Annotated in this window: 21 protein-coding genes; 7 read left to right on the top strand and 14 right to left on the bottom strand. The window is 62.3% G+C overall.

Translation table 11 applies throughout. The features are described from left to right. The first annotated feature begins 4 nt into the window (after window positions 1-4). The 5 genes from C1A15_RS02315 to C1A15_RS02300 all read left to right on the top strand — a co-directional run bounded on the left by C1A15_RS02315 (window position 5) and on the right by C1A15_RS02300 (window position 9,376). Window positions 5-2,998, top strand: coding sequence for a helicase C-terminal domain-containing protein (locus tag C1A15_RS02315; protein ID WP_101721082.1), 2,994 nt, complete (start codon window positions 5-7; stop codon window positions 2,996-2,998). Between the two features lie 24 nt (window positions 2,999-3,022). After that, complete coding sequence (locus C1A15_RS02310) at window positions 3,023-4,348, top strand: hypothetical protein (protein WP_101721081.1); 1,326 nt, start codon at window positions 3,023-3,025, stop codon at window positions 4,346-4,348. Between the two features lie 141 nt (window positions 4,349-4,489). Continuing rightward, window positions 4,490-7,669 carry an aminopeptidase gene (locus C1A15_RS02305; RefSeq protein WP_101721080.1) on the top strand — a complete coding sequence of 1,060 codons (3,180 nt, stop codon included), beginning with the start codon at window positions 4,490-4,492 and terminating at the stop codon, window positions 7,667-7,669. Between the two features lie 145 nt (window positions 7,670-7,814). After that, entirely contained in the window at window positions 7,815-7,964 is a 150-nt protein-coding gene (locus C1A15_RS16940; protein ID WP_009305565.1) for a DUF5679 domain-containing protein, read from the top strand. Window positions 7,965-8,062: 98 nt separating this feature from the next. Further along, entirely contained in the window at window positions 8,063-9,376 is a 1,314-nt protein-coding gene (locus C1A15_RS02300; RefSeq protein ID WP_101721079.1) for a sensor domain-containing diguanylate cyclase, read from the top strand. Here C1A15_RS02300 and C1A15_RS02295 read toward each other — a convergent pair. From C1A15_RS02295 to C1A15_RS02235, 13 genes are all read right to left on the bottom strand, one after another. After that, window positions 9,373-9,825, bottom strand: coding sequence for a MarR family winged helix-turn-helix transcriptional regulator (locus C1A15_RS02295; protein WP_101721078.1), 453 nt, complete (start codon window positions 9,823-9,825; stop codon window positions 9,373-9,375). The two genes, C1A15_RS02300 and C1A15_RS02295, sit on opposite strands and share 4 nt — an antisense overlap. A gap of 12 nt (window positions 9,826-9,837) precedes the next feature. Further along, window positions 9,838-10,137, bottom strand: coding sequence for a ferredoxin family protein (locus tag C1A15_RS02290; RefSeq protein WP_101721077.1), 300 nt, complete (start codon window positions 10,135-10,137; stop codon window positions 9,838-9,840). Continuing rightward, window positions 10,134-11,435: an FAD-dependent oxidoreductase gene (locus C1A15_RS02285; protein WP_101721076.1), complete on the bottom strand. Its 1,302-nt coding sequence runs from the start codon at window positions 11,433-11,435 to the stop codon at window positions 10,134-10,136. The genes C1A15_RS02290 and C1A15_RS02285 overlap by 4 nt, the downstream gene beginning before the upstream one ends. 183 nt (window positions 11,436-11,618) lie before the next feature. After that, on the bottom strand, window positions 11,619-12,506 hold the full coding sequence (locus tag C1A15_RS02280; protein ID WP_101721075.1) for an electron transfer flavoprotein subunit alpha/FixB family protein: 888 nt from the start codon (window positions 12,504-12,506) through the stop codon (window positions 11,619-11,621). A 17-nt stretch (window positions 12,507-12,523) separates the two neighbouring features. Beyond that, the gene (locus tag C1A15_RS02275; protein ID WP_101721074.1) at window positions 12,524-13,282 is read right to left on the bottom strand and encodes an adenine nucleotide alpha hydrolase family protein; all 759 of its coding nucleotides are present in this window, start codon (window positions 13,280-13,282) and stop codon (window positions 12,524-12,526) included. A 152-nt stretch (window positions 13,283-13,434) separates the two neighbouring features. Further along, on the bottom strand, window positions 13,435-13,974 hold the full coding sequence (locus C1A15_RS02270) for a MaoC family dehydratase (protein WP_101721073.1): 540 nt from the start codon (window positions 13,972-13,974) through the stop codon (window positions 13,435-13,437). A gap of 39 nt (window positions 13,975-14,013) precedes the next feature. Then, entirely contained in the window at window positions 14,014-14,475 is a 462-nt protein-coding gene (locus C1A15_RS02265) for a MaoC/PaaZ C-terminal domain-containing protein (protein ID WP_101721072.1), read from the bottom strand. An 89-nt stretch (window positions 14,476-14,564) separates the two neighbouring features. After that, window positions 14,565-16,103 (bottom strand): class I adenylate-forming enzyme family protein, encoded by a 1,539-nt coding sequence (locus C1A15_RS02260; RefSeq protein WP_101721071.1) that lies wholly within the window; start codon window positions 16,101-16,103, stop codon window positions 14,565-14,567. Window positions 16,104-16,152: 49 nt separating this feature from the next. After that, window positions 16,153-16,941 carry an enoyl-CoA hydratase/isomerase family protein gene (locus C1A15_RS02255; protein ID WP_101721070.1) on the bottom strand — a complete coding sequence of 263 codons (789 nt, stop codon included), beginning with the start codon at window positions 16,939-16,941 and terminating at the stop codon, window positions 16,153-16,155. 28 nt (window positions 16,942-16,969) lie between these two features. Beyond that, entirely contained in the window at window positions 16,970-18,127 is a 1,158-nt protein-coding gene (locus tag C1A15_RS02250; RefSeq protein WP_101721069.1) for an acyl-CoA dehydrogenase family protein, read from the bottom strand. Window positions 18,128-18,236: 109 nt separating this feature from the next. Beyond that, window positions 18,237-19,508 (bottom strand): CaiB/BaiF CoA transferase family protein, encoded by a 1,272-nt coding sequence (locus tag C1A15_RS02245; protein ID WP_101721068.1) that lies wholly within the window; start codon window positions 19,506-19,508, stop codon window positions 18,237-18,239. A 93-nt stretch (window positions 19,509-19,601) separates the two neighbouring features. Then, window positions 19,602-20,897 (bottom strand): MFS transporter, encoded by a 1,296-nt coding sequence (locus C1A15_RS02240; protein WP_101721067.1) that lies wholly within the window; start codon window positions 20,895-20,897, stop codon window positions 19,602-19,604. 431 nt (window positions 20,898-21,328) lie between these two features. After that, entirely contained in the window at window positions 21,329-21,583 is a 255-nt protein-coding gene (locus tag C1A15_RS02235) for a hypothetical protein (protein WP_245864879.1), read from the bottom strand. A gap of 187 nt (window positions 21,584-21,770) precedes the next feature. Between C1A15_RS02235 and C1A15_RS02230 the strand changes: the two genes are divergently transcribed. After that, complete coding sequence (locus C1A15_RS02230; RefSeq protein WP_101721066.1) at window positions 21,771-23,234, top strand: GntR family transcriptional regulator; 1,464 nt, start codon at window positions 21,771-21,773, stop codon at window positions 23,232-23,234. A 162-nt stretch (window positions 23,235-23,396) separates the two neighbouring features. Beyond that, window positions 23,397-25,913 carry an ATP-binding protein gene (locus C1A15_RS02225; protein ID WP_245864878.1) on the top strand — a complete coding sequence of 839 codons (2,517 nt, stop codon included), beginning with the start codon at window positions 23,397-23,399 and terminating at the stop codon, window positions 25,911-25,913. A gap of 13 nt (window positions 25,914-25,926) precedes the next feature. On the opposite strand, the gene C1A15_RS02220 is transcribed toward C1A15_RS02225, so the two are convergent. Beyond that, window positions 25,927-26,529 (bottom strand): DUF6273 domain-containing protein, encoded by a 603-nt coding sequence (locus tag C1A15_RS02220; RefSeq protein ID WP_101721065.1) that lies wholly within the window; start codon window positions 26,527-26,529, stop codon window positions 25,927-25,929. Window positions 26,530-26,996: the final 467 nt, after the last annotated feature.

Here is a 26,996-nt window from a genome sequence, read left to right as displayed (position 1 = left end):
CCGTATGGATAAACAAAACACTCCCTGGCAGGATGCCCTGCAAAGTTTCATAAGCGATGGTACCTCGGAGGCCATCTGCGATCGGTACGCTTCGCTCCCGGAAATCGCCGCAACGGCGGATTTCGGCGATCTTGACCACAATATCGTGGTACTGGACACGGAAACGACGGGTTTCTCGTTCCATCACGACGAATTGACGCAGATCGCCGCGGCACGTATGGAAAGCGGCGAGATCGTTGAATGGTTCATCACGTTCGTGAACCCCGGCAAGCCCATTCCGGAGGATGTCGCGCACCTCACCGACATTCACGACAGCGACGTTGCCGATGCTCCGTCTCCTTCGGATGCTCTGGCGAAACTCGTAGAATTCGTCGGCGATGCGAAGGTGGTTGCGCATAACGCCGAATTCGACCGCACGTTCACCACGCGCCATCCGAGCGGCTATCCCCTGTTGAACAACACGTGGATCGACTCGCTCGATCTCGCGCGCATCGCGCTTCCGCGCTTGAAGTCGCATCGTCTACTCGATCTCGTGCGCGCGTTCGGCGCTCCCTTGTCGACACACCGCGCTGACGCCGACGTTGAGGCAACCTGCGCTATATTCCGCATCCTGCTGGCCGGCGTCGCGACGATGCCCCCGGCGCTCGTGTGCGAGATCGCGCATATGGCGACCCCTGACGAATGGTCGACGCAGATGGTGTTCGATCAGTTCGCGCAGAAGTACGATGTTTCACGTGAAACATCTGAGTTGAAATTTTCGCTACGCACGTTGCGCCGCGATCGTTTGGGCAAACTGGAGCGGGTTGCGAAATTGGATGCCGACGACATTGCAGCAGACCCGCAGCGCTCGCTCGCATTTCCGTCCAATGATGACATCGTTGAAGCTTTTTCCGAAGCGGGGCTCGTGGGCGCGCTGTACGACGACTTCGAGCCGCGCATGGAGCAGGTTGCCATGGCCGAAGCCGTGCGCAACGCGTTTTCAAGCTCGGAAAACCTGTTGGTGGAGGCTGGAACCGGCGTAGGAAAATCCATGGCATACTTGGTGCCCGCCGCTTTGACAGCGCGTGCCAACAACATCGCCGTGGGTGTGGCAACTAAAACCAATACCTTGCTTGACCAGCTGGTTTATCATGAACTACCCGCTTTGGCGAAAGCGCTTGAGGCTTCCGATCCCGAGCGCCCGCCACTGACGTATGCACCGCTTAAAGGGTTCTCGCATTATCCGTGCCTGCGCAAGATCGGGCATCTGGTGGCCGAAGGCGCGCAGACGAAGCTGTTCGGCAACAAGGAGCAAACCCAGGCTCCTTCGCTCGCGGCGTTGCTGTCGTTCATCGAGCAAACCGAATACGATGACATGGACAGCTTGAAGATCGACTACCGCGTGCTGCCGCGGCGCATCATCACGACCACGGCGAACGACTGCTTGCGCAGGAAGTGTCCCTATTTTGGTACTTCGTGCTTCGTTCACGGCTCGCGTCGCCGTGCGGAGGCGCTCGATATCGTGGTGACCAACCATAGCCTGCTGTTCTGCGACCTCGTGGCCGACGGCGGATTGCTTCCGCCGATCCGCTACTGGGTGGTGGACGAGGCCCACGGCGCCGAAGCCGAGGCTCGCCGTGCGTTCTCGCTGTCGCTATCGGCTGAGGATATCACGCGTCTGGCCAACCGCGTGGGGGCCGATGAGGCGTCCCGCAACGTGTTCGTGCGCGCCGAACGCCGCGTGGTGGTTCCCGGCATGGAAGAGGGATCGTCGCTGTTCTACGCGCTCACCGGAAAGGCTCGAGCGGCTGGCAAGGCGTATGCCGACGCGGCGCGCGATTTCGCCGCGCACCTTAAAGACCTCCTGTTCTTCGATCAGAACAGGAAGGGCAAAGGCTACGAGATCGTAGAGCTGTGGATCAATGCCGACGTGCGCTCGAGTGCAACGTTTGCCCAGGTCGCAAGCTATGGACGTGCAATGACCGAAGCAGCCGAGAAGCTGGTGCGAGTGTGTCAGGAGCTCGTGGGCTACCTGGAAGACCTCGAAGGCGCCGCCGAGATCCAGCGCGAGATCGCATCGACGGCGATGGAACTCAAAGAACAGATGAACGCGGCCGACATCATCTTGGACAAGGCTCCGGAAACGTACGCCTACGCCGCGACGTTGAGCCGCAAGAAGGATCGCGTCGCCGAGAAATTGGAAGCGCTGCTGATCAACGTGGGCGAGGCGATGAACGAGACGCTGTTCGAACGCACGCATTCGACGGTGTTCGCATCCGCCACGCTGGCCGTTGACGACAAGTTCGACGCGTTCGAGGGCGCTTTGGGTCTGAACGCGTCGGAGCATTCGACCTGCCAGACATGCAAGTTGGATTCCAGCTATGATTTCGACGCGCACATGACGGTGTACGTGGCCAGCGACATGCCCGAACCGAATGAGGCCTCTTACCTCGCGGCTCTGCAACGGCTGCTGGTTGACGTGCATCGCGCGCAAAGCGGCTCGATGCTGACGCTGTTCACGAACCGTCGCGAGATGGAGCGATGCTTCGAAGAAGTGCAACCCCAGCTCAAAGAGGATGATCTGCGCGTGGTGTGCCAGAAATGGGGCGTGTCGGTGAAGGGCCTGCGCGACGACTTCCTGGCCGATGAGCACCTGTCGCTGTTCGCGCTCAAGAGCTTCTGGGAAGGCTTCGATGCGCCGGGGGCCACGCTCAAGGGCGTCATCATCCCGAAATTGCCCTTCGCTAAGCCGACCGATCCGTTGTCGTGCGAACGCGCATCGCGCGATGACCAGGCGTGGCGACGTTACGTGCTGCCCGCCGCCGTCCTTGAGACGAAGCAGGCTGCCGGCCGTCTCATCAGGAAGGCCGACGATACGGGCGTGCTCATCCTTACCGACCGTCGTCTGCTGACGAAAAGCTACGGCAAGGCGTTCCTCAACTCGCTGCCCAGCAGAACCATTAAAGTGATGACCTCGGCCGAGATCGCCGCCGATCTCGAACGTGCGAACAACGGGTAGCGCGAGGCGATCCGACAGGTACGCATGGGCAAGCGGGAAGATAAAATAACGCGCGCAGCGCACATCAAGAAGCATACGCGCGGCACGTCGAACGAGATATCGTTCAGCGTGCTGGACGCTGCGAAGAACGCGCTCGACGGTGACGTGAACGACGTGCAGAAGCACGGACCGGGGCGCATCTCGCTGTTCACGTTGCCGGGAAGGCACAAGAAGCCGGCCCCCACGCCGACGAAGGAGCGCGGGTTGCCGCTTTCGACCGGCGACTTCGTCTCGGTTGACGACAGCGCAACCACATCGAAGATAGGAGCCCTCCCTTCGGCGTCGCGTCCAGCGACTCAATCGGAAAAACCCCCTTCAACGTCCCTTGCGACGGTTCCGGCGAAGCCCAAGCGCTCCCCCGAAGAGGAGATCGCCCGCAGAAAAGCTCGCCGCCGCTTGAGCAAATGGCTCGCTATTGCGGTGATCGTGGTGGTGAGCGTCGGTCTGCTGGGGGCCGGCGGCATGTACCTGTATCGCGATTATCAGAACCAGCAAGGTCATATCGCGGTGCTCGACGATGCATTGTCGCTGGTCAAAGAAGCAGATGAAACCATACAGCAGCTCGATGAAGTGGTGAGCAACCCCTTTGCGGAGGGGAGCGAAGAACAACGCTCTGCGATCCAAGCGCAGCTTGAAGGGGTCGAGCAGAAGCTTCGGGATGCCGACGACAAGGCACGCACGGTATCGCTCGAGCTGAACGGCGCGCGCGAGAAGGAAGCCGCCAATCAGACGGTGGCCGCGATTTCCGCGCGTTATTCGCTGATCGAACAGGGGCAGTTGCTCATGAATGCGGCAACGGAAGCTCAAAGCGCTGCCGAACAGGTGGATACCGCATGGAAGACTGTGCTCGAGGGCGACGACCTGGCGCGTCAGGCCGCTCAGCTGGTAACCGACACGACGGCGGAAAACGTGGAAGCTTCCAAAGAGAAGACGAACGAGGCGCTGGCTTCCTTCGATGCGGCGCATGCGGCGTTCTTGGACATCCAGGTGGCGTATCCGCTGGCGGATTTCACTCAATTCGTCGATTACGTGGCGAAACGCCAGGAATCGCTCGGGTACGCCATCGCTTCGGACGATGCGATCCTCGCTAAGAACAAGGAAGAAGCCACGGCTCAGAACAACGCGTACAACATAGCCGACGCCGAGGCCGCCGCGCTCGCGAAAGCGCTTCCCGAAGATCCCTCGAGCCTCGTGGACGAAGCCTTCGAAAACGCCACGGCTGACGTTGCAAAGGCCTATTCAACAGCACGTTTACAAGCCCGCAGCGCAGACGCTTTTATTAGTGATTATTTGGGTGCGGAGAGCAAATAGCGTATACTTGCATCATGTGTGCCTTGTAGAATCGCCAACGAAAGGCAAAAGAGTATGCCGGACATACTAGATCACGTCGCATATCTATCACAGGAAATCGGCCCTCGCCCCGCGGGAACCGAAGAAGAGCAGCAAGCGGCGTTGTACATTACCGAGCAGATGCAGAAGGACGCGGGTCTTTCCGCCATCATCGAAGATTTCAGCGGCGCTCCCGGAGCCGAGGCTCCGCGTGTGATCTGCTGCGCAGCAACGCTGGTCATCACCGTCCTCGCCCTGTTCCTGCCGGTGGTGGGCGTGGCATCCATCGTCGTCACGCTGATCGCCGCGCTGCTGTTCGCTGCCGAGGTGTTCAATCGCCCCGTGCTGTCGCGCGCCTTCGCACGCGGCGTTAGCCAGAACGTGGTGGCGAAGTACGAGCCCAGCTACTCGGCGGAATCGGGCGGATCCCGCCGACGCAAAGTCATCGTGGTGTCCCGCTACGACAGCGGAAAAGTGCGTGCCGAGCTCAACGGCCCCCTGCTCTCGATCCTCCCCATCCTGCAATGGGCGACGTTCGGCGCGATGGTATTCCTCCCGTTGCTGCTGATCGTGCGCAACGTGGTGTTTCTCAACGCGGAAGGCGTCACCGCCATCGTGTTGAACGTGCTGGCATGCATCGCGCTCGTGCTGGTGGCGCTGCCGCTCGTGTTCGCGCTGCTGCACAAGCTGGCTTCGTACAACGAGGCCGCGAACTGCAACGCCGCCGGTACGGCCGTCATGATGGAAGTTGCGCGTCGCGTCGGCCGCGGTCGCGTGAGCGAGGCCGAGCTGTCCGCCCGTTCCGATGCCGCGATTCACGGCGAAGCCGCTGCGCGCGAGGCGGGCCTTGTACCCGAAGGGGCGCAGCTCGTGTACGAGGCCGCCAGCGTGAAGCCGCCCGAGCCTGCTCCGCAGACGCCCGAAGCGCGCCTTGCCGCCGCAAAGGCGGCGGTTGCCGCCCTGTCCGGCAAGCCAGTGACGGGCGTATCGGCTTCCGACATCGCTCAGAACCTCGTGCAGATCAAAGAACCGCCTCTGCCGATGCCGACCGACGAGGGGTACCGCGAGCTGCGCGACGAAACGCGCGAGGCGCTGTCCAGCATTCCCGAGGACACGATGCAGGAAGCGCTGGCAAACGCGGAAGCCGCTGCGGCTGAAGAGGCCGCGCGCGCTGCGGCCGAAGCAGCCGCCCTCGCTGCGGCGACGGCTGGCATGGCTGCGTCCTCGTACGCTGCCGTGACCCAGGCGAGCGAGCCGAGCGACGGGGTGCCCGATTGGTTCAAGAAAGCGCAGGAGAAGGCCAAGAAGCCGCGCGCTGACAAGCCCGTTCAGCGCTCGAAGTTCGCAAGCGCGCTCGACGCCGCAGACGAGGAGAGCGCCGGCCACTTCGCCGAAGCGGGCTCCTCCGCCGACCGCGCGTCCGAGGCTGCAGTATCTTACGAGCGTGCAGAGGCTCGCGAGGTCAAAGCTCCCCAGTGGCATACTTCCGAGGTCGAAGCCGCTGCAGCCCCTGCAGCAGCCGAAGCGGCGGAAGCTCCCGCTCCTGCCGCCGAGGGCGTGTACGAGATGCCCGCGCAAGAGGGTGCCGCGCAGGTGCCGGCCATCTCCGCGGAATCACAGCAGCAGTCCGCTCCTGCGCCAGCCGATCCGTACTCCACGACGGCGATGCCTCCCATCGACGTGAGCGAACTGCGTCTGGGCGATATACCTCCCATCGACGACGTTCCCATGCCGTCGTTCCTCGATCCGCGCAAGGTGCAGGAAGAGGCTCGCGCCGCCCAGGCCGACGAGCAGCGCACCGGCAACCGGGTCGACGTGACGGGCGCCCCTATCGGCGCAAGCGGCCGCATCGACGTGGTCACCGAGCATTACGACGAGTTCTCAGCTGGTCCGCAAGCGGAGGCGGCGGCTCCCCGTCCCATCGTGCTTCCCGACATCGGCGTGTCGGCTGCGAACCTCACCCCCATATCGGAGCTTCCGAAGCAGCGCGCTCCGCTGGCCGACGTGGAATCGTCGGGCAAGAGCGCGGCCAAGAGCCTTCTGACCATGCTCCCCTCGATCAGCGTAGGCGACGAATCCTCCGATGATGCGGCATCGGCCGAACGCGCGCCCGAGCCCGAGCAAGCCGACGTTGCCAAGAAGCATTCGCTTCGCTCGATGCTTCCGTCGCTTTCCGGCTCCATCAGCCGTACCGACATCGCCGAGGGCAAAACATCGAACGTCAGCGCAGCCGGCGCGTTCGTGCCGGCAGGGGCGACGGGAACGTTCGCACCCATCGGCGACGAGCTGCTGGACAACGTCGACCCCGAGGACATCTACATCGACGATGCCGATGATTCGGCGTACGATCAGAACTTCACCGAAACGGGCGCGTTCGCCGGTCCGGGCTACGTGGAGATGCCTAAGTCGCGCGTGCACCGCCTGTTCGACCGGCTTCGTCGCAAGAACAAGGACCAGGAACCCTCGCCGCAAGAGTGGCTCGAGGTGGACGAGTCCTTCGACGCGCGTACGGTGGGTGCCGAGCGCGGCGGCTGGGAGAGCTTCCGTGAGGACGGCCTGGCCGACCCCGCTGCTACGACTCAGTTGGATCCGTACAACGCGGGCTATGAGAACGACGAGTACGGCACGTTCGAAGACGACGGGTTCGATGGCCCTTACGACTACGACAACGTCGACGAGTACGATGAAGGCTACGGCCCCGACGAGCGTCGTCCCTGGCATGGTGGCGCGTTCTCGCCGCGCCGCATGGAGAAGGCCGAGCTCGACATGGAAGATGCTCCGAGCGAGGTGCTCGATGCGGTCGACTTCGACGATCCCGACGTGCCTGCCGAGCTCAAGCAGATCTACCAGTTCCGCAACCCCGACATCAACACGGAAGTATGGTTCGTCGCGCTGGGATCTGAACTTGCTCAGAACGGCGGCATGCGCGCATTCCTCACCGAACACCAGCAGGATCTTCGCGGCTCCATCATCATCGACCTCGATGCGCTCGGTGCGGGCGATCTGTGCATGATCGAGCAAGAGGGCATGTACCGTACGGTGAAGACGTCGTCGCGCATGAAGCGCTACGTGAAGAAGGCATCGCAGGCAACCGGCTTGAGCGTAGGCAATGCCCAGATCAAATGGAAGGACAGCGCATCGTCTTATGCTATCAAGCAGGGTTACCAAGCCATGCACTTGGTGGGCATGGACGGCGCGAAACCGGCCTTCTTCGCGCAAGGCGACGACGTGCTGGAGAACATCGACGAGCAGACGCTCGAGGCGAATGCCGACTTTGTTATGGAGTTGTTGAAGAATATATAGGTGCCCCCTCGCGTCCCCGGTAGGTGATTTTCAGCCTGCCGTATAATACGGGTTCGTGTGCGCTGGCTACGGCTGGGAGCATGCCACGAAGGTGCGGGATGAAGCGTCCTGCTCAAGTACAGAACAGAGAGGTGTTTTTGCAGCCATGGCTATTGAAGCTTATTGCGTGAAGTGCAAGGCCAAGAAAGAGATGAAGGATCCCGTCGAGAGCCTGACCAAGAACGGCAAGCCTATCACGAAGGGCAAGTGCCCCGACTGCGGCACCACCATTTGCCGCATCGGTGCTGCGAAATAACCTCGCTCTTACCCGATGAAGAAAGGACGGCTGCGGCCGTCCTTTTTTGTTTCCAAGGGTTGCTTCTTCGCGGCTTGCACCTGGTGTATGATGGTTAAATGGATAACTTCGTCAAGATACTCGATGCGCTGACGGAATACGTGTACATCTCCGATATGGAGACGCACGAGATTCTCTACGTCAACAAGCCGGCGGCGCGCCTGTTGGGCAGCACATGGCGTGATCGCCCATGCTACGAGGTGATTCAAGGTTTGGATGAGCCGTGCCCATTCTGCACGAACCACTTGCTGAAAAGCGATGCATTCTACACGTGGGAGCACTACAACGAGAAGTTCGACCGATTCTACTCGCTCAGAGACGAGATCATCCAGTGGAACGGTCGCCCTGCACGTTTCGAGATCGCGTTCGATCAAACCGAGCAGGTACGGGGTCTCAAGGCTCAACTGGGGCTCGAGACGTTGCTCGTGCGCTGCATCATGGAGCTGCAGGATATCGACGGATTCTCGGGCGACATCGTTTCGGTGCTGCGCATGATAGGCGAATTTTTGGGTGCCGATCGGGTCTACCTGTTCCAGGTGACGCCCGACGGCAAAGCCTTCAATAACACTCATGAGTGGTGCGCGCCCGGCGTAGAGCCGCAGATCGACCAGCTGCAAAACATGGATATCGAAAACGTGCGTCAGTGGATGCCCATGTTCTTGGAGCGAGAAACCATCATCGTGAAGGATCTGGAAGAAATCAAGGACACCTTCCCGAACGAATATGCGATGCTTTCGCCCCAGGGCATCGTCACCATGGTGGACGCGCCGCTGCTTGTCGAGGGCGAGCTGATCGGGTCCATCGGCGTTGATAATCCGGCCGCTATCCACCTCGATCACTGTGGATCGTTTTTCGAGAGCCTGTCGTACTTCCTTTCCATGGAGCTGGAGCGCTATCAGGCGCGTGAGCGATTCAGGAAGCTCAGCTACACCGATGCGCTCACCGGCTTGGCGAACCGCAACCGCTACATCGCCGATGTGAGCCGACTCGACGAGGAGGACCCTTGCAGCCATTTCGGCGTTGCCTATCTCGATCTGAACGGGTTGAAGGCGATCAATGACGAGAAGGGCCATGCCGAAGGCGACCGCGCGCTCGTGAGAGCAGCCGAGGTGCTGCGCGAGGCATTCCCCCGTGCGCGCGTGTATCGGCTGGGAGGGGACGAGTTTCTGATCGTGTCGTTGGATTCCCTCGAAAGCGAGTTTCGTGCGCAGGCGGAGCTCGCGCAGAAGATGCTCGAGGATCGCGCCTGCTCGATGGCGATGGGATTGTTTTATGCAATAGATCCGTGCATGTTGGAAGATGCGGTTGCCAAGGCCGATGCCGCGATGTATGACGACAAGCGATCGTTTTACGACGAGCGGACGCGACCTTAAGCGCCCTTCCGCGCGTCCTGAAAATCCAAGGTGTAGCCGACGGCATCGGAGAAGATGGTCTTCAGCGCGTCTAGCGAGGTAAGCTCTAATTGTCTCGAAAGGCCCGCGAAGTACTCTTCAAGGCGGGTGGATACCTTCATAGCAGCCTGGGATCCTTTCTCGGTAAGATGCACCGTCAGGCTTCGAGCGTCGGCAACCACTCGTTGTCGTTCGATGAATCCTCGTTCTTCGAGGTTTCTCAACATGCGCGACACGGCGCTGGGCTGCAATTGCAGACGCTTCGCAAGCTCGCCGGGCCTCAACGGCTCTTGCGAAGCGTCCAATTCCAGGAGGGCGCGCGCCTCGTCGTGGGTGAGTCCCACCTGCGAATCGAGCAGCGACGTGCATGCTCGGTCGAGCTCGGTGACGAGGTTCAAAAGGCTGCGGATGGTGTCGTTCGCGTCGCGCATACCAGGCCGATCCTACCCGTACCTATACTCCACGCCCATGGTGGGCTGGGGGTTCTCCCACTTCTTGACGATGGTGCCCTCGCAGGCGATGCGGCAGGTGCCGCACTCGAGGCAGCCGACGTAGTCGAAGGACTTGGCGCCGTTCTCGTCGATCTTGTACAGGGCCGCCGGGCACACGCGAACGAGCTTCAGGAACTCCTCCGCGTCGGGGTCGTCGACCAGCTCGATGTGGGCGTTCTCCTCGTCAACCTCGTACTTGTCGATAGCCAGGAACTCGTCGACGTTGACCGTGATCTCCTCGACCTTGCTCACAGCGACTTCACCGCCTTCCTCACCTCGCCGGCCAGCTTGAACAGGCCGCGCTTCCTCACGATGGGCATCATGCGCTTCATGAGCGGCTTCTGCGGCTCGCCGTCCACGCTGAACAGCGCGTTGAAGATCTCCTTCATCATGACCGGGTAGTCGTCGAACATGCTCGACCAGCCCTCCATGGTGTGCGGCCACTTGCGGAACGTCGCCAGGTCCCGGATGACGAAGGAGCTCTCCATCGCGGTCTTGTAGGAGGCCAGGCCCGCAGCCGACGTGTCGCCCGCGTCGAGCGCCTTCGCGGCCGCGAGCCCCGCCATCTGGCCGGACGCCACGGCGAAGTCCATGCCGCGCACCTGGTAGCCCATGTTCATGCACAGGCCCGCCGACTCGCCCGCCACGAGCGCGCCGTCGAAGACGTAGCGCGGCACCATGTCGTAGCCGCCCTCGGGCACCATGTGGCCGGAGTGCTCCACGAGCTTCGCGCCGCGGATGACGGGGGCCACGGCCGGGTGGTTCTTGAAGTCCTCGAGCATCTGGTAGACCGGGACCTCGTTGGAGCCGTCGGCGGCCAGCGAGATGGTGGCCACGAGGCCGAGCGAGACGGAGTCCCTGTTCGTGTACAAAAAGCCGCCGCCCACGTTGCCGTGCGTGCAGTCGCCCACGAAGAGCATCGCCGCGCCCTCGCCCTCGGGCACGAGGAAGCGGTCCTCGATCTGCGAAGCCGGCAGCTCGAACACCTGCTTGACGCCGACGGCCATCTGGCTCGCCTTCGGGCGGGGGTTGCCGAGGCTGCGCTCGCACAAGAGGCTGTTCACGCCCTCGGCGACGATCGTCACCTCGGCGGTGATCTCGTCCTCGCCGGCGCGCACGCCGACGACCTTGCCGCTCTCGTCCTTCAAGAGCTCCTCGACCGCGATGCCGCAGATGTACTCGGCGCCGGCGTCCTCGGCCTTGCTCGCGAGCCACTGGTCGAAGGGCGCGCGCAGCACGCTGTAGGAGTCCTTGGCCTCCTCGGCGAGCTCGGGGCTCGTGAAGTCGATGGCCATCTGCGAGGCGGGGTCCATGAACGCCATGCGCTCGTGGGTGATCTTTCGCTCGAGGGGGGCCTCCCGCTCGAAGTCGGGGAAGACCTTCTTGAGCGAGTGCGAGTAGATGCGCCCGCCGGTCATGTTCTTCGCGCCGGCGAAGTTGCCGCGCTCGACCACGAGGACGCTCTTGCCGGCCCGGGCGAGCTCGTAGGCCGCCACGGCGCCCGCGCACCCGGAGCCGACGACGATCGCGTCGAAATCGGTTTCAGACATCTTCCATCCTTTCCTTTTAGTAAGGCCGCCAGTCGAAGCCCATGGCGGCGAAGTCAACGCAGGGAAGGTTCCGGCGGCGCCCACCAAGCGAGTTCCGCACGAGCCGAAACGTCCAGTGGACGTTTCGCGCGAGCAGGACTGCCGAGCGACTGGGCGTTGCCGGAACCTTCCCGGCCAGGTGCGCTACAGCGCCGCCGCCAGCTTGGGCAGGACGTCCTTCAGGTCGCCCACCAGGCCGTAGTCGCACTGCTTGAAGATGGGGGCGTTCTTGTCCTTGTTCACGGCGAACAACGTGCCGGCACGGTTCACGCCTACCATGTGCTGCATCTGGCCCGAGATCCCGATGCCGAGGTACACCTTCGGCGACAGCATGACGCCCGACACGCCGATATACGCCTCGCGGGGCATCCAGTCCACGCCTTCGGCCAACGGACGCGAGCAGCCGCACTCGCCGCCGAGCTTCGCGGCCGTATCGCGCATGAGCTGCAGGTCGGCCTCCTCGGCGAACCCGCGCCCTCCGGCCACCACCACGTCGGCGGCCACGAGATCGACGTCGCTCTTCGGCAGATCCTTCGTTTCCACGACGCGCAGGCTATGGGCCGGCACGTCGAAGGGCGCCTCTTCCACGATGTCGGTGCCCGTCGCGGCGGCGCTGTCGAACACGCCTGCGCCCACGGTGTAGATGGCGACGGGGCCGGTCGCCTTGCTCTTGCGCTGGCCCACGCCGCCGAAGTACATAGTGGTGGCGAGGTCGCCGTCGAATTCGATGACGTCGGTGATGACGGCCGTGCCCCGATGCGCGGCCAGCCTTCCGGCGATGACCTTCATACGACGGGTGGGCTCGACAAGCACGACGGTCGGATCCTCAGCGTCGACGACGGCGTTCACGCTGGCATACGCGTCGTCGAGGGAGCGATCAGCCGGCACGTCGATGTGAACGGCCTTGTCGGCGACGCCGGTCACGGCCTCGACGCCGGGTGCGACGAGCACCACGTCGTCGGCCATCGTGCGCGCGCCCGCGCACAGGGCGCGCGCGGCGCCCGGGGTTTCAGCGATAACGCATGCTTTCATAGTTTGATCCACCTTTCCTACAGAGCCGCTTTGAGCGCGGCGGCAAACTTATCGATATCGCCATCGACCGAGGCGTCGAGCATCTCGAGCTTGCGCTCGGCCTGTTGGGGAGCGAGCGTGGACGCCACTTCGATGACGCTGGGAACCGCCTCGGAGGCAGCGTTGACGGAGGAAGGCTTTTTACCGGCGGCCAGGATGTCCTTCATGCCGGGGATGCGCGGCAGCGCCGCGTCGGGAACCACGCTGATCACGGCAGGGAGGTCGATCTGAATGGTTTGCATTTGCGTTTCCAGCATGCGGTCGCAGGTAGCGATGGCTCCTTCGATCGAGATGGCGCACACGGCGGTGGCCACGGGCAGATCGAGCGCGTCGGCCAGCTGCACGTCAACCTGCTGCGCGTAGTTGTCGGCCGAGCCGTCGCCGCACACGATGAGATCGGCCGCGTCCAGCTCGTCGATCATCCGAGCGAGCAAGGCGGCGGTCGCATGGGCGTCGAGGTCGGCGCATGCGTCGTCGGCGATCATGACCAGCTCGTCCACACCGCGGGCGAGGATGCCCTTCTTCAGCTTGGAGTCATCGGCTTTCGCATCGGCCACCGACACGGCGACGACCTTCGACCCTTCGTGGGCGGCTGCAAGCTGCACGGCCGCTTCGACGGCGTTCAGGTCGTACGTGGATACGATGCGGTGGGCCTTCGAGTCGTCGAGGCTCCGGTCGGCCGCTACGACGATGTCCTGATCGTCGGCCAGCACCTTGATAGGAACAACGATGTTCATGGGATGCATTTCCTTTCTCTCTTCGTCGTCTCCGCCGCATATGCGGCATAGACACATCGAACAAACGACGCCATGCACCCTCGTTTGCCCGATGCTTCCATGCCGGCCGGCAGCGCCGCGACCATCCCTCCCTGGTCGCGGCGCTTGGGCGGTTACTGCTGCGCCTTGGCGGCAGCAGCTTCGAACTGCTTCTCGAAGAAGATCTTCTTCGCCACGACAAGGTGGTACTCGCCGGTCTGCAGCACATCGCCGTTCTGGTCGATCATCGACATCTGGATGATGATGACGCCGCGCTCCGGCTTGTTGTCGTCTTTGGCGACGATCTCGGACGTGGTGTACACGGTATCGCCGACGGCCGGCATCTTCAGGAACTTCCAGTTCTTCGTACCCTTCGTGGCAAGGATGGAGTTGTTCATCTTGGCCATCATCGGGTCGGACGGATTGATGGACGGCGTGAACGTGTAGATCAGCATGTGCTGGGCCAGCACGGTGTCATGCCCGTGGGCCTTGCAGTACTCGATGTCCATGTGGATGGGCGCCCACTCGCCGGAGATGCCGGCGAAGTTGAGGATGTCGGCTTCGGTGATGGTGCGGCCCGTTGTGGCCGGGGTCGCGTGGTTCAGGGGCACGTCCTCGAAGAACCAGGTGTCCTTGAACTTCTTGTCGAAAGCAGCTTGCAGTTGCTCGTTCATGCTGAGTTCCTCCTTCAGGTTTCGGGTTGGTCGTCCGGGCTAGTTCTTCTTAGCGATGGAGTAGTAGCGCACGTTATCCAGAACGAGCGTGCCGTCCTGATCGATGCCATGCACAGCCATCTCGATGGTGCCCGTGCCGTCGCCGTTGTCGGTCTTGTCGGTGATCTCGCACTCCAAATGGATGGTGCTGTTGAATTTCACGGGTGCCATGAACTTCACGTGCTTGAAGCCCGTCAGGTCGCCGAGCGTCTCGGCCGTGGCCGACCAGAACTCGGTGCGCTTGAGCATGCCGCCGGCCAGCGTCAGCGTGAGGGCGCCGTGGGCGATGTTCTCGCCGTACATGCCGGTCTTGGCGAACTCGTGGTCGAGGTGCACCAGGTTGTAATCGCCCGTGATCTGCGCGAAGTTCACCACTTCGGCGTTCGTAATGGTGCGGCCGCCGGGCGACTGGAACTTGTAACCAACCTCGACGTCTTCAAAATACAAAGGTGCTTGCAGCATTCTGACTCCTCCTTACGTAGATGTACGTGCTTCTCTATTGCATTGCCCGCCGCCTGCGGCGACAGGTCGATACCGTTTTAGATCGCGCGCTAGGCGTGGGGCGTGTGTTCCGAAAGCCCTGCCAGCCGCTCTTCGATCAATTCCTTCCTTCGAATCTTCCCGAAATCGGTGCGGGGCATCCGATCGAGCAGCTCGAAGGTTTTCGGGCACTTGTACCCGCTGATGCGCTCGTGCAGGAACGCTTTGAGATCCTCGAACGAGAACGTCTCGGGTGCGGCGACCTCGAGGATGGCATGGACCCTGCGGCCCCACTCTTCGTCAGGGATGCCGATGACCACCGCGTCGGTGACGCCGGGGAAGTCGAAGATGGCGTTCTCGACCTCCTTCGAGTACACGTTTTTCCCGCCGGTCACGATCATGTCCGGCCGACGATCCGAGATGTAGAGGTAGCCGTCGTTGTCGAGCCAACCCAGATCACCCACGCTGAAGTAGCCGTCCTCCGCACCGCGGATGGGCGGCGCACCCAGGTAGTGGGTGATGAGGCCCGGGTCGGGTCGGCCGTAAATCTCGCCTACGGTGCCGGCGGGGAGAGGCTTTCCGTCCTCGTCCCTGATCTCGATCGAGCAGCCGATAGGGCGTCCCACGCTGCCGCGATGCTCCAGCCATTCGTCCCCGCGGATGACCGCCGACCCTACCATCTCGGTGGCGGCGTACAGCTCGTACAGCCTCTTCGCGCCCACGCGCTCTATCCAACGAAGCTTCACCCGGTCGGGGCAGGGGCCTCCGCTGTGGAATACGGCTTCGAGGCTGCTCAGATCGCACTCGTCGAACGACGGGTGGTTCATCATGCGTTCCATCATGGTGGGTACGAGCCCGACGCATTGGATGGCGTGGCGCTCGATGATCTCAAGCGCCTGCGCCGCGTCGAAGCGTTCCATGATGTACACCGTCTGCCCGAAGAACAATCCCATGTAGGTGGCGTTGCTGTACAGGTTGTGGAACAGGGCACCCGGAACGAGCTGGCGCTCCCACGCCAGCTGCCCGGTCATGGACGTCCATGCCTCCAGGTCGGCTCCGCAATAGGCCGGCCGGATGCCCTGCACCACGAGTTTCGGCTTTCCCGACGAACCGCCGGTGGCGATGGCCCGCGCGGGAGCCACGGCGAAGAACGGCAGCGTTTCGGCGCCATTCGGGAACTCGCCGGCGATCCACTTCTGCACGGTGCTCCTCGACACGACATGCTCCGCGTGGTGGGCGGCGCCGTCCGATACGAGCACCTTGCAGTCGACCAATTCGAGCAGATCGCTCTGCTCGGTCGCCGTGTCTTTCGGCGATACGAACGCGCAGCAGGCACCCAACTGCCACGCGGCGATGGTTGCAACGACATGCTCGATGCAGTTCGGCAGGGCGATTACCACGTAGTCGCCCTCGCAAAGCCCCATTTCATGCAAGTGGCTGGCCACCTTCTCGGTCGCCTCGAACAGTTCCTTGCGAGTGAGCTCCTGCTCCGACCCGTCCTGGCGAAGCTCGGCCAGGGCCGTCTCGTCTCCCCAATGATCGGCAAGGCGCAGCAACTGGCTCGCCAGGGCCGTCACGGTCGTGGGTATGTACTCGTCTCGCGTTATCATGAATCCTGTTCCTCCCCTCGCATCGATCGTGTTGTTCGACATTGGCAGCTTACTGATTGAAACGGGGTGCCCTCTTCTCTTGGAATGCCCGCTTCCCCTCCTCGTGATCGGGAAGGAAGCTGAGCACCGGCTGCGCGAGGCTCTCGATTTCGAACACCTCGTGGATGTTGTAATCAACGCAAGCATTGACCAGCCGCTTCGTCATGCCGATCGCATAACGTGGCCCTGCAGCAACCTGCTTCGCGTAGGCGATGGCGGCGTCGAGGTACTCGTCCGCGGGCAGCGTTTTGAGTACAAGTCCCATGGCCTCCGCCTCGTCGGCGCGCACTTTGCGGCCAGTGAACATCATGTCCTTGGCCTTCTGGGCGCCGATCAAATGGGGCAGGAAGTACAGCCCGGCGAAGTCGGGTATGAGGCCCACCTGCACGAACGCTTGCACGAAGCTCGCCTTTTCCGAAGCGAACACGATGTCGCACGCCAGCGCCAGATTGCACCCGCCGCCTGCCGCCGCGCCGTTGATAGCCCCGATGATGGGCTTTTCCAGCTGGAACATCGGCAACAGGATATCCCGTGCATAGCCGACGATCCCGTCGCGCACGAGGGCAGGGGTTATCTCGACCTCGACCGGCTTCATGTAACCGCCGGCGCAGAACCCCCGGCCCTCCGCCGTTAAGACCACCGCGCCGATGGAGCTGTCGGATCCGGCGCGGTGGAGGGCCGCAACCAAACCCTCCACCAGGTCGCTATCGAGGGCGTTCATGATCTCAGGACGGTTCAACGATATGATCAGCACGCCGTCTTCGACGCGCGTCAGCACTGCTGTCTTGTTCTCGTCCACGGAAAACCTGCTTCCCTTCGATAGATGCTTAGCGGTAGCGCTTGAGGATCTGCGGTGCAGTGTTGAACACCATGACCTGGTCGGATCCGCCGGCGATGCGCGCGCTGCGGATATCGATGTAGTAGCGGCCCACGCGATGGTCGCCCACCACGCCGATGCCTGCGAGCACCTGGATGGCGTCGTCCACCACTTCGCACGTGGCCTTCGAGCAGTAGTACTTCGCCATGCCAGCGAGGATGCGCACGTCCTGGCCCTGGTCGGCCTGCCAGCACAGCTTGTACAGCATGTTCATCATGTTCTCGATCTTCACGGCCATGTCCATGATCATTTCCTGAACCAGCTCGAATCGGCCGATGGTCTGGCCGAACTGCTCGCGCTGGTTCGCGTACATGCACGCGTCCTCGAACGCGTTGACGGCCGTGGCGATGACGCCCGACACGTTGGCGATGCGCTCGCGCGTGAAGTTCGCCATCGTCTGCATGAATCCGTTGTGCTCCACGCCCAGCACGGCGGAGCGCGGCACGCGCACGTCGTTCAGGAACACTTCGCAGATGCTGGTGGGCGCGTCCTCGTGGCCCATCTTCGGCAGCTTGTTGATGGTGACGCCCGGCGTGTCGCGGTCGACGATGAACATCGTAGCGCCGCGGTGAACGTTCTCAACGGAGGGATCTTTGGCCAGCACGATGATGGCCGGGGCCTCCATGCCGCACGTCGTGTAGTGCTTGCCGCCGTTGATGACCGCGGTGTCGCCGTCCCATGCGTAGGACGTCTGCATGCCGGCAACGTCGGAGCCGGTGGAGGGTTCGGAGATGCCGAGGGCCAGCGGCGCGCCGCCCGCGATATAGGGCTTCACGTACTTGTCGATCTGCTCGGGCGTGCCGAACTCGCATACGTCGTACATCGTGGGCATGCCCATGGAATAGAACGCGGCAAGCGGGCCGCCGTAGCGGGAGATGGTGAAGTTGGCCAGCGCCACCGTCATGAGGTCGACGTCGGTGCCGCCTACATCCTCGGGCAGCCCGAGGCCCGTGAAGCCGGCTTCGGCCATGGCTTTCCAGGCGTCCCACGGGAACTCGGCGTTGCGGTAGCACTCGCGCTCCTTCTCGGCGGGCATCTCGCGCTCGAGCAGTTCCTTGATGCTCTCGATGAGCAGTTCCTGCTCCTCGGTCTTAGAGAAATCGATCATTGCTTCGTGCCTCCTTGGGCGGTCGAGCCGCGCGGGTTGCGGGGAGCCGGAACCCGCGCGGGTTGAAGGTTCGTCGTGCGGTCTTTCGATGCGGCCCTGCGCAGCGAGGCTATTCGGCCTTCTTCTTCGCGGCGGCGGCCTGCGCCATCATCTTCTCCATGTTGTACTGATCTTTGTTCCACTGATCTTCTTCGGTCACCAGACCCTGCTCGCGCAGCTCGTCGATCTTGGCGTCGTCGAAGCCGTACTCCTTGAGCACTTCGCGGGTGTACTCGCCCGGGTAGCCGGAGGGGCCGAACTCGGCCTCGCCCGACGAGAAGATGGCCGGAGCCTTGACGATGCCAATGTGGCGGCCGGACGGGTAGTCGATGCCCTGGAAGAAGCCGGCGTCCCATGCCTGCTGATCGTCCTGCAGGTCGGCGAAGTGCTGGCACAGGTCGAACGGGATATCCGTGGTCATGAGCTTCTCGATGGCCTCGTCGCGGGTGACGTTCGCGAGCACCTTGCTGATGATGGGCGTGATGTCGGCGGACGCGGCGAGCGCGGTCTGGTAGTCCGGCCACTGCGCGATGAGATCCTCGTCCATGCCGAACGCATGCACGAACTCGGGCCAGGAGTTATGCCACTGCAAGCCCATGAGCGCGATGGCCTTGCCATCGGAGCACATGTACGGACGCGCGAGCGGCAGCACGGAATTCGGGTCGGTGGGATACTCGTCGCCGTACGCGGCGGTCACGATGGGCACGCCCACGCTCCACATGCCGGCATGCATGAGGGCGACGTTCACTTCCTGGCCCTTGCCGGTGCGCTGCTGCTCGACGTATGCGGCCAGCACGGCCATGGCCAGGTAGGTGCCGGTGGGGATGTCGCCGAAGCCGAAGTACGGGATCATCGGGTTGTCGCCCTTGATGGGGCAGTCCAGGTCGTAGCCGGCGCGCGCCGCATAGGAAGCAGCGTCAAAGCCGCCGCGGGGAGCCCACTCGCCCTTGGTGCCGTAGCCGGACGTGTTGCCGCAGATGATCTTCGGGTTGATTTTCGACAGGCTCTCGTAGTCGAGGCCGAGCTTCTTGGAGTCCTTCGGGCGCAGGTGCGACAGGAACACGTCGCAGTCCTTCAACATCTCCTTGAGGATGGCGAGTCCTTCGGGCTTGCGGGTGTCGAGCGTCATGCAGCGCTTGCAGGAGTTGATGGAGTCCCAGCCTGCCTGATCGCCGTTGTAGATGTGACGGGCGAGGCCGATGCCGCGGTTGCTGTCGCCGGTGGGCGGCTCGACCTTGATGACGTCGGCACCCCATTCGCCGAGGATGCGACCGCCCATGGGGGCTGCCATGAACGCGGCGATCTCGATGACTTTCATGCCTTCCAGAAGTTTCAGAGCCATGATGTTTCCTCCTCTTTCTAAAGGATCGTTATGCGGGGCGGGGTGCCCCGCAATGAAACCAAATCGGGTGGCGCGATGCGCCGGGTGAGTGCGCTAGGCCTTCGGCATCCACATGGCCTGGACCTTCTTGCCGGTCTTGAACGCCATGATCATGGACAGCGCGCAGACGATGATGAAGCACAGGATCATGACGAGCGCCCCTGTGAAGCTGCCCGTAGCGTCGTAGATGAAGCCGTAGGCGGGGATGAGGATCATGGAGCCGATGCCGGTAGCCATCATGACGATGCCGTAAATCGAGCCGAACTCCTTCTGGCCGAACAGGGTGCCCAGTACGAGCGGGCCGATCACGCCGAGCGTGGCGGACAGGCAGCCGTAGAAGAACAGCGAACCGAAGAACATATAGAGGTTCGTGCGGAAGAAGATCAGGCCGAGCAGCGCGATGAGGCCGCACGCGCAGGCAACCATCGTAGCCTTGAGAGGGCCGAGCTTGTCGGAGATGGTGCCGAAGACGATAGCCGCGATGGCGGTGCCAACCATGTACGCCGTCATGGCGAATCCGCTGGTCACCGTGTCGTAGCCAGCTTCGATAGCCAGGGTGGGAACGATGGAGGCGAAAGCCAGCGTGCCGGTGAGCAGCACCATGAAGATGAAAAAGAACCAAAACGTCGGGGTCTTCAGCGCCTGCTTCGACGTGAGCCCGGGCAGGTTCTTGGCGGCCTCGGCAGCGGCAGCCGGATCTGCATTGGCTGCGGCCTTGATGTCCTCCTCGGTGGCGCCGAGGGGCAGCTGGCCCTTCTGCTCGGGGGTGCGGAACAGGATGAGCGCGGCGGGGATCACGATGACGAGCGCGAGCACGCCGAGCACGACGTAGCCCATGCGCCAGCCCGAAGACGCGATGATCGACGACACGACCGGCGACAGGACGGCGGAGCAGATGGCGACGAAGCTCATCATGATGCCCATGGTCAAACCGTTCTTATCCTTGAACCAACGGTTGATCATCATAGGACCCACGAGCTGCGTGGCGAACACCGAGCCGAACGCCATGAGCGCGGCCAGCGCGTAGAAGCCCCAGACTGCGTCCACCAAGGACAAGGCCGCAAAGCAACCCGCCTGGACGGCCACGGCCACCACCGTGATGATGCGGATGTCGAACTTGTCGAGCAGACGTCCCGCGAACGGGCTCCAGAACATGGTGACGAGAGCCGAGATGGACGACATCATCGCCACCTCGCCGACGCCGATGTGCATATCGGCGCTGATGGGCTGGAAGAACAAGCCCATGCCGCTGTTGATGCCGCCGCGGCACAGACCCATCATCAGCAGTACGCCGATAAGGACGAACCAGGCGAAGCTTATCCCCTTCTTTTTGGCTGTAGTGGTAGCCATGTTTACCTCCTGTGTGCGGCCGCTGTGAGCGCCGCTCGCAATAACAGTATTTCCCCGCAAACCGTGCTTCGCCCTGGCTGCCATGCGGCAAACCCCTGTCGAAAACGATTCGTGCTGGGATGACGTCGGCCGTGCCCACGGCCGTCGCGTCGCCTTCCGGGAGGCGGGATATGATTCCTAGCAGCCGATAAGCGATCGAAGATGCAATACGCCCGTTCGCCGAACACCTTGAAGCGCGCGGCCGTTGTTCGTATACTTTTGTACCAACGATCTGGTGAGAGGATCGGATGCTAGGGGCATATCCGGAGTTCCTCCGGGAAGGTAGGGCGTCAAGGCCCTACCTTCACCCCCTTTCTCTCCTTGCTGCGGGCACGACAAGAAAAGGGCAAGCGCCGCCCTTCGAAGGGCGCACTTCCCCTAAGGGCACCGTGCTAGGAAAGGAAGATGAAGAGCTTGGTTGCCGAGGCGTCTCCGTAATTGGCGGAAGAATACGCAACGCGGCGCGTGTTGAGGAACGAAGCGAACAGCGCGCCCGTCTTCGGCAGCGTGAAGCTGGAGAAGAAGCGTTTGAATTGACGGGGACAGACTTTGCGGTTCCACGCCCACTTGCTCATGAGCATGCCCATCTTCGCTCGGCGCAAGCGCGGGTTCCGCTTAATGTAGGATTTGACGTTCATTTGAAACATCAACACGGTCCTAACATCCCCAGGTATTCGTCAAGGTATGACGACGAGCATTAGTTTAGACGCTAAAACACTTACTGTCAACTAGATTTAGAAACATGAATCAAGTAGTCGTGGCATACGCCCGATTATCTGCGCTTTTAAGAAGCTTGAGGCACGTGCGGTCATCGGCGCGGTACAATACCGCATCATGAAAGAGAAAGCCACGCTATTCGAGTACGTGCATCGGCACCTCGCGGACGATATCGAGCGAGGTACGTTGCGCTATGGCGACAAGCTCCCTTCCATGCGCGATCTGTGCGAACGCTACCGGGTGGGCATCAGAACCATCCGCGACGTGCTGGGCGCCCTGAAAGCCGAAGGCTACATCGCCGTGGAGGAGCGCAAGCGCGCCGTGGTTACGTATCGCGCGCCCGATGACGAGGACGATCGAAGCCTTCGCGCGCTGCTCGCGCGACGCGATGCGATTGCCGATTGCTATCGAACGCTCGAGCTGGTCATGCCCTCCCTCTTCTTCCTCTCTGCGCGGTCGTGCTCCGACGACGAGCTCAGCAGCTTCGTCCGCGAAGCCGCGCGGGTGGAGCAGGGGCAGCGGTCAGAGGAGTGGCGCCTCGCCCGCTCGTCGACCGTGCTGCACAGCCTGTTGGAGAAAACAGGGAACCCGCTGTTCGCCTCCTGCTATGCCAGCCTCGAGCGCATGGCGCGCGTGCCGGTGATCGCCGGGTTCGACAGCCCGTTTGCGCGCAGCATCGTGGAAGTCGAGGGAAGCGTGCTCGCATGGATGCTCGCTTCGCTGGAATTGCGCGACGCGTGCGAGGCGCAGCGGCGCTTCGGCCTCGTGTTCCGCAACGCGGGCGCGCGCGTTGCAGCGTACCTCGACGAGCTGTCCGCCTCCTGCGCTTGCTCGACCGGAGAAGGGCGGCCTTCGAGTTACGCCTGGAACGCGAAGGCGGGCCTCGAGTTCGTGCACGGGCGCATAGCGCGCACGATCGTCGAACGCATCGCGCGGGGAGAATTCGCCGACGGCCAACTGCTTCCCTCGATCGCCGAGCTGTCAGCGGCGTACGGCGTGTCCCACTCGACGGTGCAAAAGGCCTACGGCATGCTGAACGCCATCGGCATCGCGCAAACCGTCAACGGGTTGGGCACGCGCGTGCACCTGGGCAACGCGAGCTTTCCCGCGTATTGGCTCGAGGATCTTTCGTTCAAACGCGACGTGGGGACGTACGTGCATGCGGTGCAGATGCTGTGCGCCGTGCTGCCGCCCGCGCTGGACGTATCCGCGTCGCGCATCGACGATGTTGCCGCAGAGGCGGAGCGCATCCTTGCGTGCGAAGAGGGCGATTGGGCGGTGTCGAAATCGCTTACGGAAGGTTTCATCGCGTGCGTCGAGCCGGTTGCGTTGAGGACGATCCTGCAAGAGCTTAACGACCTGCTGCTCTGGGGTCGCTTCTTCATGCTGTTCGCCACCTCGAAAGCGAGCGCCGATGCGCTGCTGTCGCTCGCCCATGCCGCGCTCGGCCAGGCGCGTGCCGGCGATGCCGAAGGGTTCGCCCGTTCGATGGCCGCGTACTATCGCCTGATGCTCCAGTCCGTGCTCGCGTTCCTTGAAAGGGCGGGCATGATGGAGGCCGACCACGTGCTCATTCCCTAGAGCCGTGTCGGTTTTCCAACGGTTTGCAGCCATTGCAGCCTGATGCTATATTCTGATACTGTATACAGCAAGGTCTTGTATGATCAGGTATAACTATTATACCAATCAGAGGTAGATGGTTGGGCTCAAGGGGAAGTCGATGGCTCAAAGGTTGGCTGGCGCATGAAACGCGTCTCAAGCGCGCGCCGGATGCACATCTTCGCATTGACGATGCTGGGCGTCGTCTTGCTGACGGCGCTGATCGTCGGCTATATGAAGCTCGTCCAGCATGTTGTGTACGAGGAGTGCAGCGGACACCTTGAGGAAATATACTCGCAGGTGAACGTCTCCTTCGGGAATCTCGTCTCGAAGAATTGGAATCTTCTGGACGGTTGGGGCTACCACATCGAACATGCCGCCTCGTCCGAGGACGATCTCGCCGCGTTCTTGCGGGAGGAGCAGGAGAAGTGGGGGTTCACGGACTTCTACTTTCTCGACACCACGGGGAACTACCTGACGTTCATGGGGGATGCAGGGTTTCTGAACCTCAACGCGCAGCTCGATCGGGTCATGATCGACGGGGACAGCGCGGTGGTGGACGCCCTGCTGCCCGACGGGTCGTCCTTGACCGTGTTCGCCATCCCTCTGCACGGCGGCACGTACCGGGGGTTCTCCTACGATGCCATCGGTGTCAGCTACAACACTGCGGACATGGCGCGCTCCATCGATGTGAACGCGTTCGGCGGCCAGTCGGATTGCTACGTGGCGTATCCCGACGGCCGCATTCTCCTGTCCGCGAAAGAGGAGAACTCGTCGTACAACTTCGTGGACATGCTCGCCGAGCAGTCGAGCCTCGGCGACGGCGACCTCGAGCGCCTCAGGGAAGACCTGGCTCGCGGTACGAGCGGCATGATAGCCTATCGATTGGACGGAATCGAGCATTACCTGGTGTATCGTCCGGTAGGGTTTCAGGATTGGATGCTGCTGGGCAACGTGCCGGTCGGCGTGGTGAACGCCAGCATGAACCAGATACAGGGAGCGACCGTCGCGGTGCTCGTGGCGGTGTTCGCGCCGCTTGCGCTGGGTACCGTTCTGTTCCTGCTGCGCCGCAATCGGCGCAAGCTCGATGCCAAGGAGCTGGCCATCGAGTATCGCGAGCAGCTGTTCAGCATGCTGGTGCGCAATGCCGACGACATTTACGTCATGTTCTCGCCCGAAGGGTTCGCCGTGGAGTACGTCAGCCCCAACGTGGAGAAGCTGCTGGGCGTGTCGCCTGACGACGTGAAGCGAGATATTCGGGTGCTCTCGGAGTCGGCAGTCGATCCGTCGTGCGGTCCAGGGCTCGATGCCATCACGTCGCTGGAGGAGGGAGAGTGCCTTCAGACGTATCGCGAGCGCGTTCGGACGAGCACGGGCGAGGTTCGCTGGTACCAGGAGACGCTGTATCGCGAATCCATCAAAGGCGTAGGCAAGTACGTGCTCGTGCTGTCCGACCGCACCGAAGAACGCACGAACAGCCTGCTGCTCGAACAGGCGCTCGAGATCGCGCGGTCGTCGAACGAGGCGAAGAGCCAGTTCCTTGCCAATATGTCGCACGATATCCGCACGCCTATCAACGCGATCGTGGGCATGACGAACATCGCGCGGGAGAGCGGTGAGGCGAGCGAGAAGATAGCGGGGTGCCTTGATGCCATAACCGTGTCGTCTCGGCACCTGCTAGAGCTGATCAACGACGTGCTCGACATGTCGCGCATCGAAAGCGGCCAGCTTGAGCTGCAGGAGCGTCGGTTCGATCTCGACGACATCGTATCGGAGGTAGAGGCGATCATCCGCCCGCAAGCGCAGGCGAAGCGCCAGAACCTGCGCGTCGATTGCTCGAAGGTGAAGCACAAGGTGTTCTCGGGCGACGAGCTTCGCATCAGCCAGATTCTGCTGAACCTCGCATCGAACGCGGTGAAGTACACGCAGGAGGGCGGCTCCATATCGTTCGTGGTGCGCGAGTTGAAGAAAACGAGGCCCAGCTACACCCGCGTCGTTTTCGCGATCTCCGATAACGGCATGGGGATGTCGCCTGAGTTCGTCGAGCGGATTTTCGATCCGTTCGAGCGAAGCGAGGAGGCGTCCTCGTCGCGCATACAGGGAACCGGGCTGGGGATGTCCATCACGAAAGCGCTGATCGACGCCATGGGAGGAATCGTCGAGATCGACAGCGAGGTCGGGCGCGGCAGCGCGTTTCGCGTGACGCTCGAGCTGCGGTTGGTTTCGCTGAAGGAAGGATGCCCGCCGCTCGACGAGGTGGCGGAACCCTCGTACAGCTTCGTCGGCAAGCGGTTCCTGCTGGCCGAAGACAACGAGCTGAACGCCGAGATCATGATCGAGCTGCTGGGGCATCGCGGTGCCGAGGTGGAATGGGCCGAGAACGGCGAGGCGGTGCTCGAAGCGTTCTCTCGGCGCCCCATCGGGTACTACGATGCCGTGTTCATGGACGTGATGATGCCGGTGATGAACGGCTACGAGGCCGCGCGGGCGATTCGCGTGCGCGCCGGCTCCTGCGCAGACGACGTGAAGATCATCGCGCTCACGGCGAACGCGTTCGCCGAGGACGTGAAGACCGCGCTCGACGCGGGGATGGACGCTCATGTAGCGAAACCCGTCGATGTCGACGGGCTGGCGTGCGTGCTCGGCCGGGTGTGCGGATGAGCACGCACGGCCGCTACAATTCCAGCCACATCGCGGGGCGCACCCCGCAGGCGAACGGTTTGCCGAAGGGTGAGCCCAGCAAACCGGGTTCTTCTTTCGGGCTTTCCATCTGACCGTACACGTCATGGCCCTCGTGGCATACGCCCGGCTCGCCCGTGCTGCTGACGGTGGCCGCGAACCGGGAATCCTTGCCCGGCGAGCGCAGCCACCACCATCCGAGCAATCGGTCCTGGAACCCTGCGCGCCAAAACGCGTGAAGCCGTTTCAGCTCCGAGATCCCCGCTTCGCCATCGGTTCGCGTTGGCGTGGGAAAATAACGTTCAACCTCATCGATGGATAGCAGGAACACGCGATCGACGGTCGGGTTGCCGCCGTGCGTTCCATGCTTCGCGTTGGCCGCGTTGCGGTTCTCCACTTCCAGGACGCGGGATTGTACGGTGAGCGGAAGCGCACGGTAGAAGCTGCCGTTGAGCCACCTCCTGAGCGTGCAGTGCTCCCAATCGACGGCGCCGCCGGGGGTATGGTACGGCATGAGCGCCACGCACGATTGGGCGATTGCGAGAACCCGGTCGTTCTCCTCGTCAATATGAACTCCGTGCAAGCGTATGTCATCCAAATTCGAAGCCTTCCTTACTACCTTATTGCAAGAGTACACAATAAAATGATTCTCAAATCGCCTTGATCAGAGAGGATCAATTCAGTAGTTATTACATACCTTACTGTATAGGTACACAATATGTAAGAGCATCAAATTCAAATGTTTCACGTGAAACATTGCGCGGATTTTTCGTGACGTTCGCGCACCCGGGATAGTTGCGCTATAATTCGTGATCATGCGGGTGTCGCCAAGTGGTAAGGCCCAAGCTTCCCAAGCTGTTGCACTAGGGAAGCCCCGCGAAACATGCGAAACGCATGGTCGAGAAACTCCCAGTTCAGGACGCTGTTTTTTGAAACTCGGGAAACTCTTCTCCTCTCCTGGTTCTCCGTGAAACCCCGAATTTTCCAGTACGTTTCCAGTACTTTTCCGAAACGTGCGGCCTGCGCGCGGCAGCGCGGGCCCGTCTGGCCTCCGAATGCGGATTT

It is taken from the genome of Eggerthella timonensis, assembly GCF_900184265.1.
GTDB classification, from domain to species: Bacteria; Actinomycetota; Coriobacteriia; order Coriobacteriales; family Eggerthellaceae; genus Eggerthella; species Eggerthella timonensis.
The sequence above is the reverse complement of the archived record's forward strand: the minus strand, read 5'-3'. Positions and strand labels throughout refer to the sequence as shown.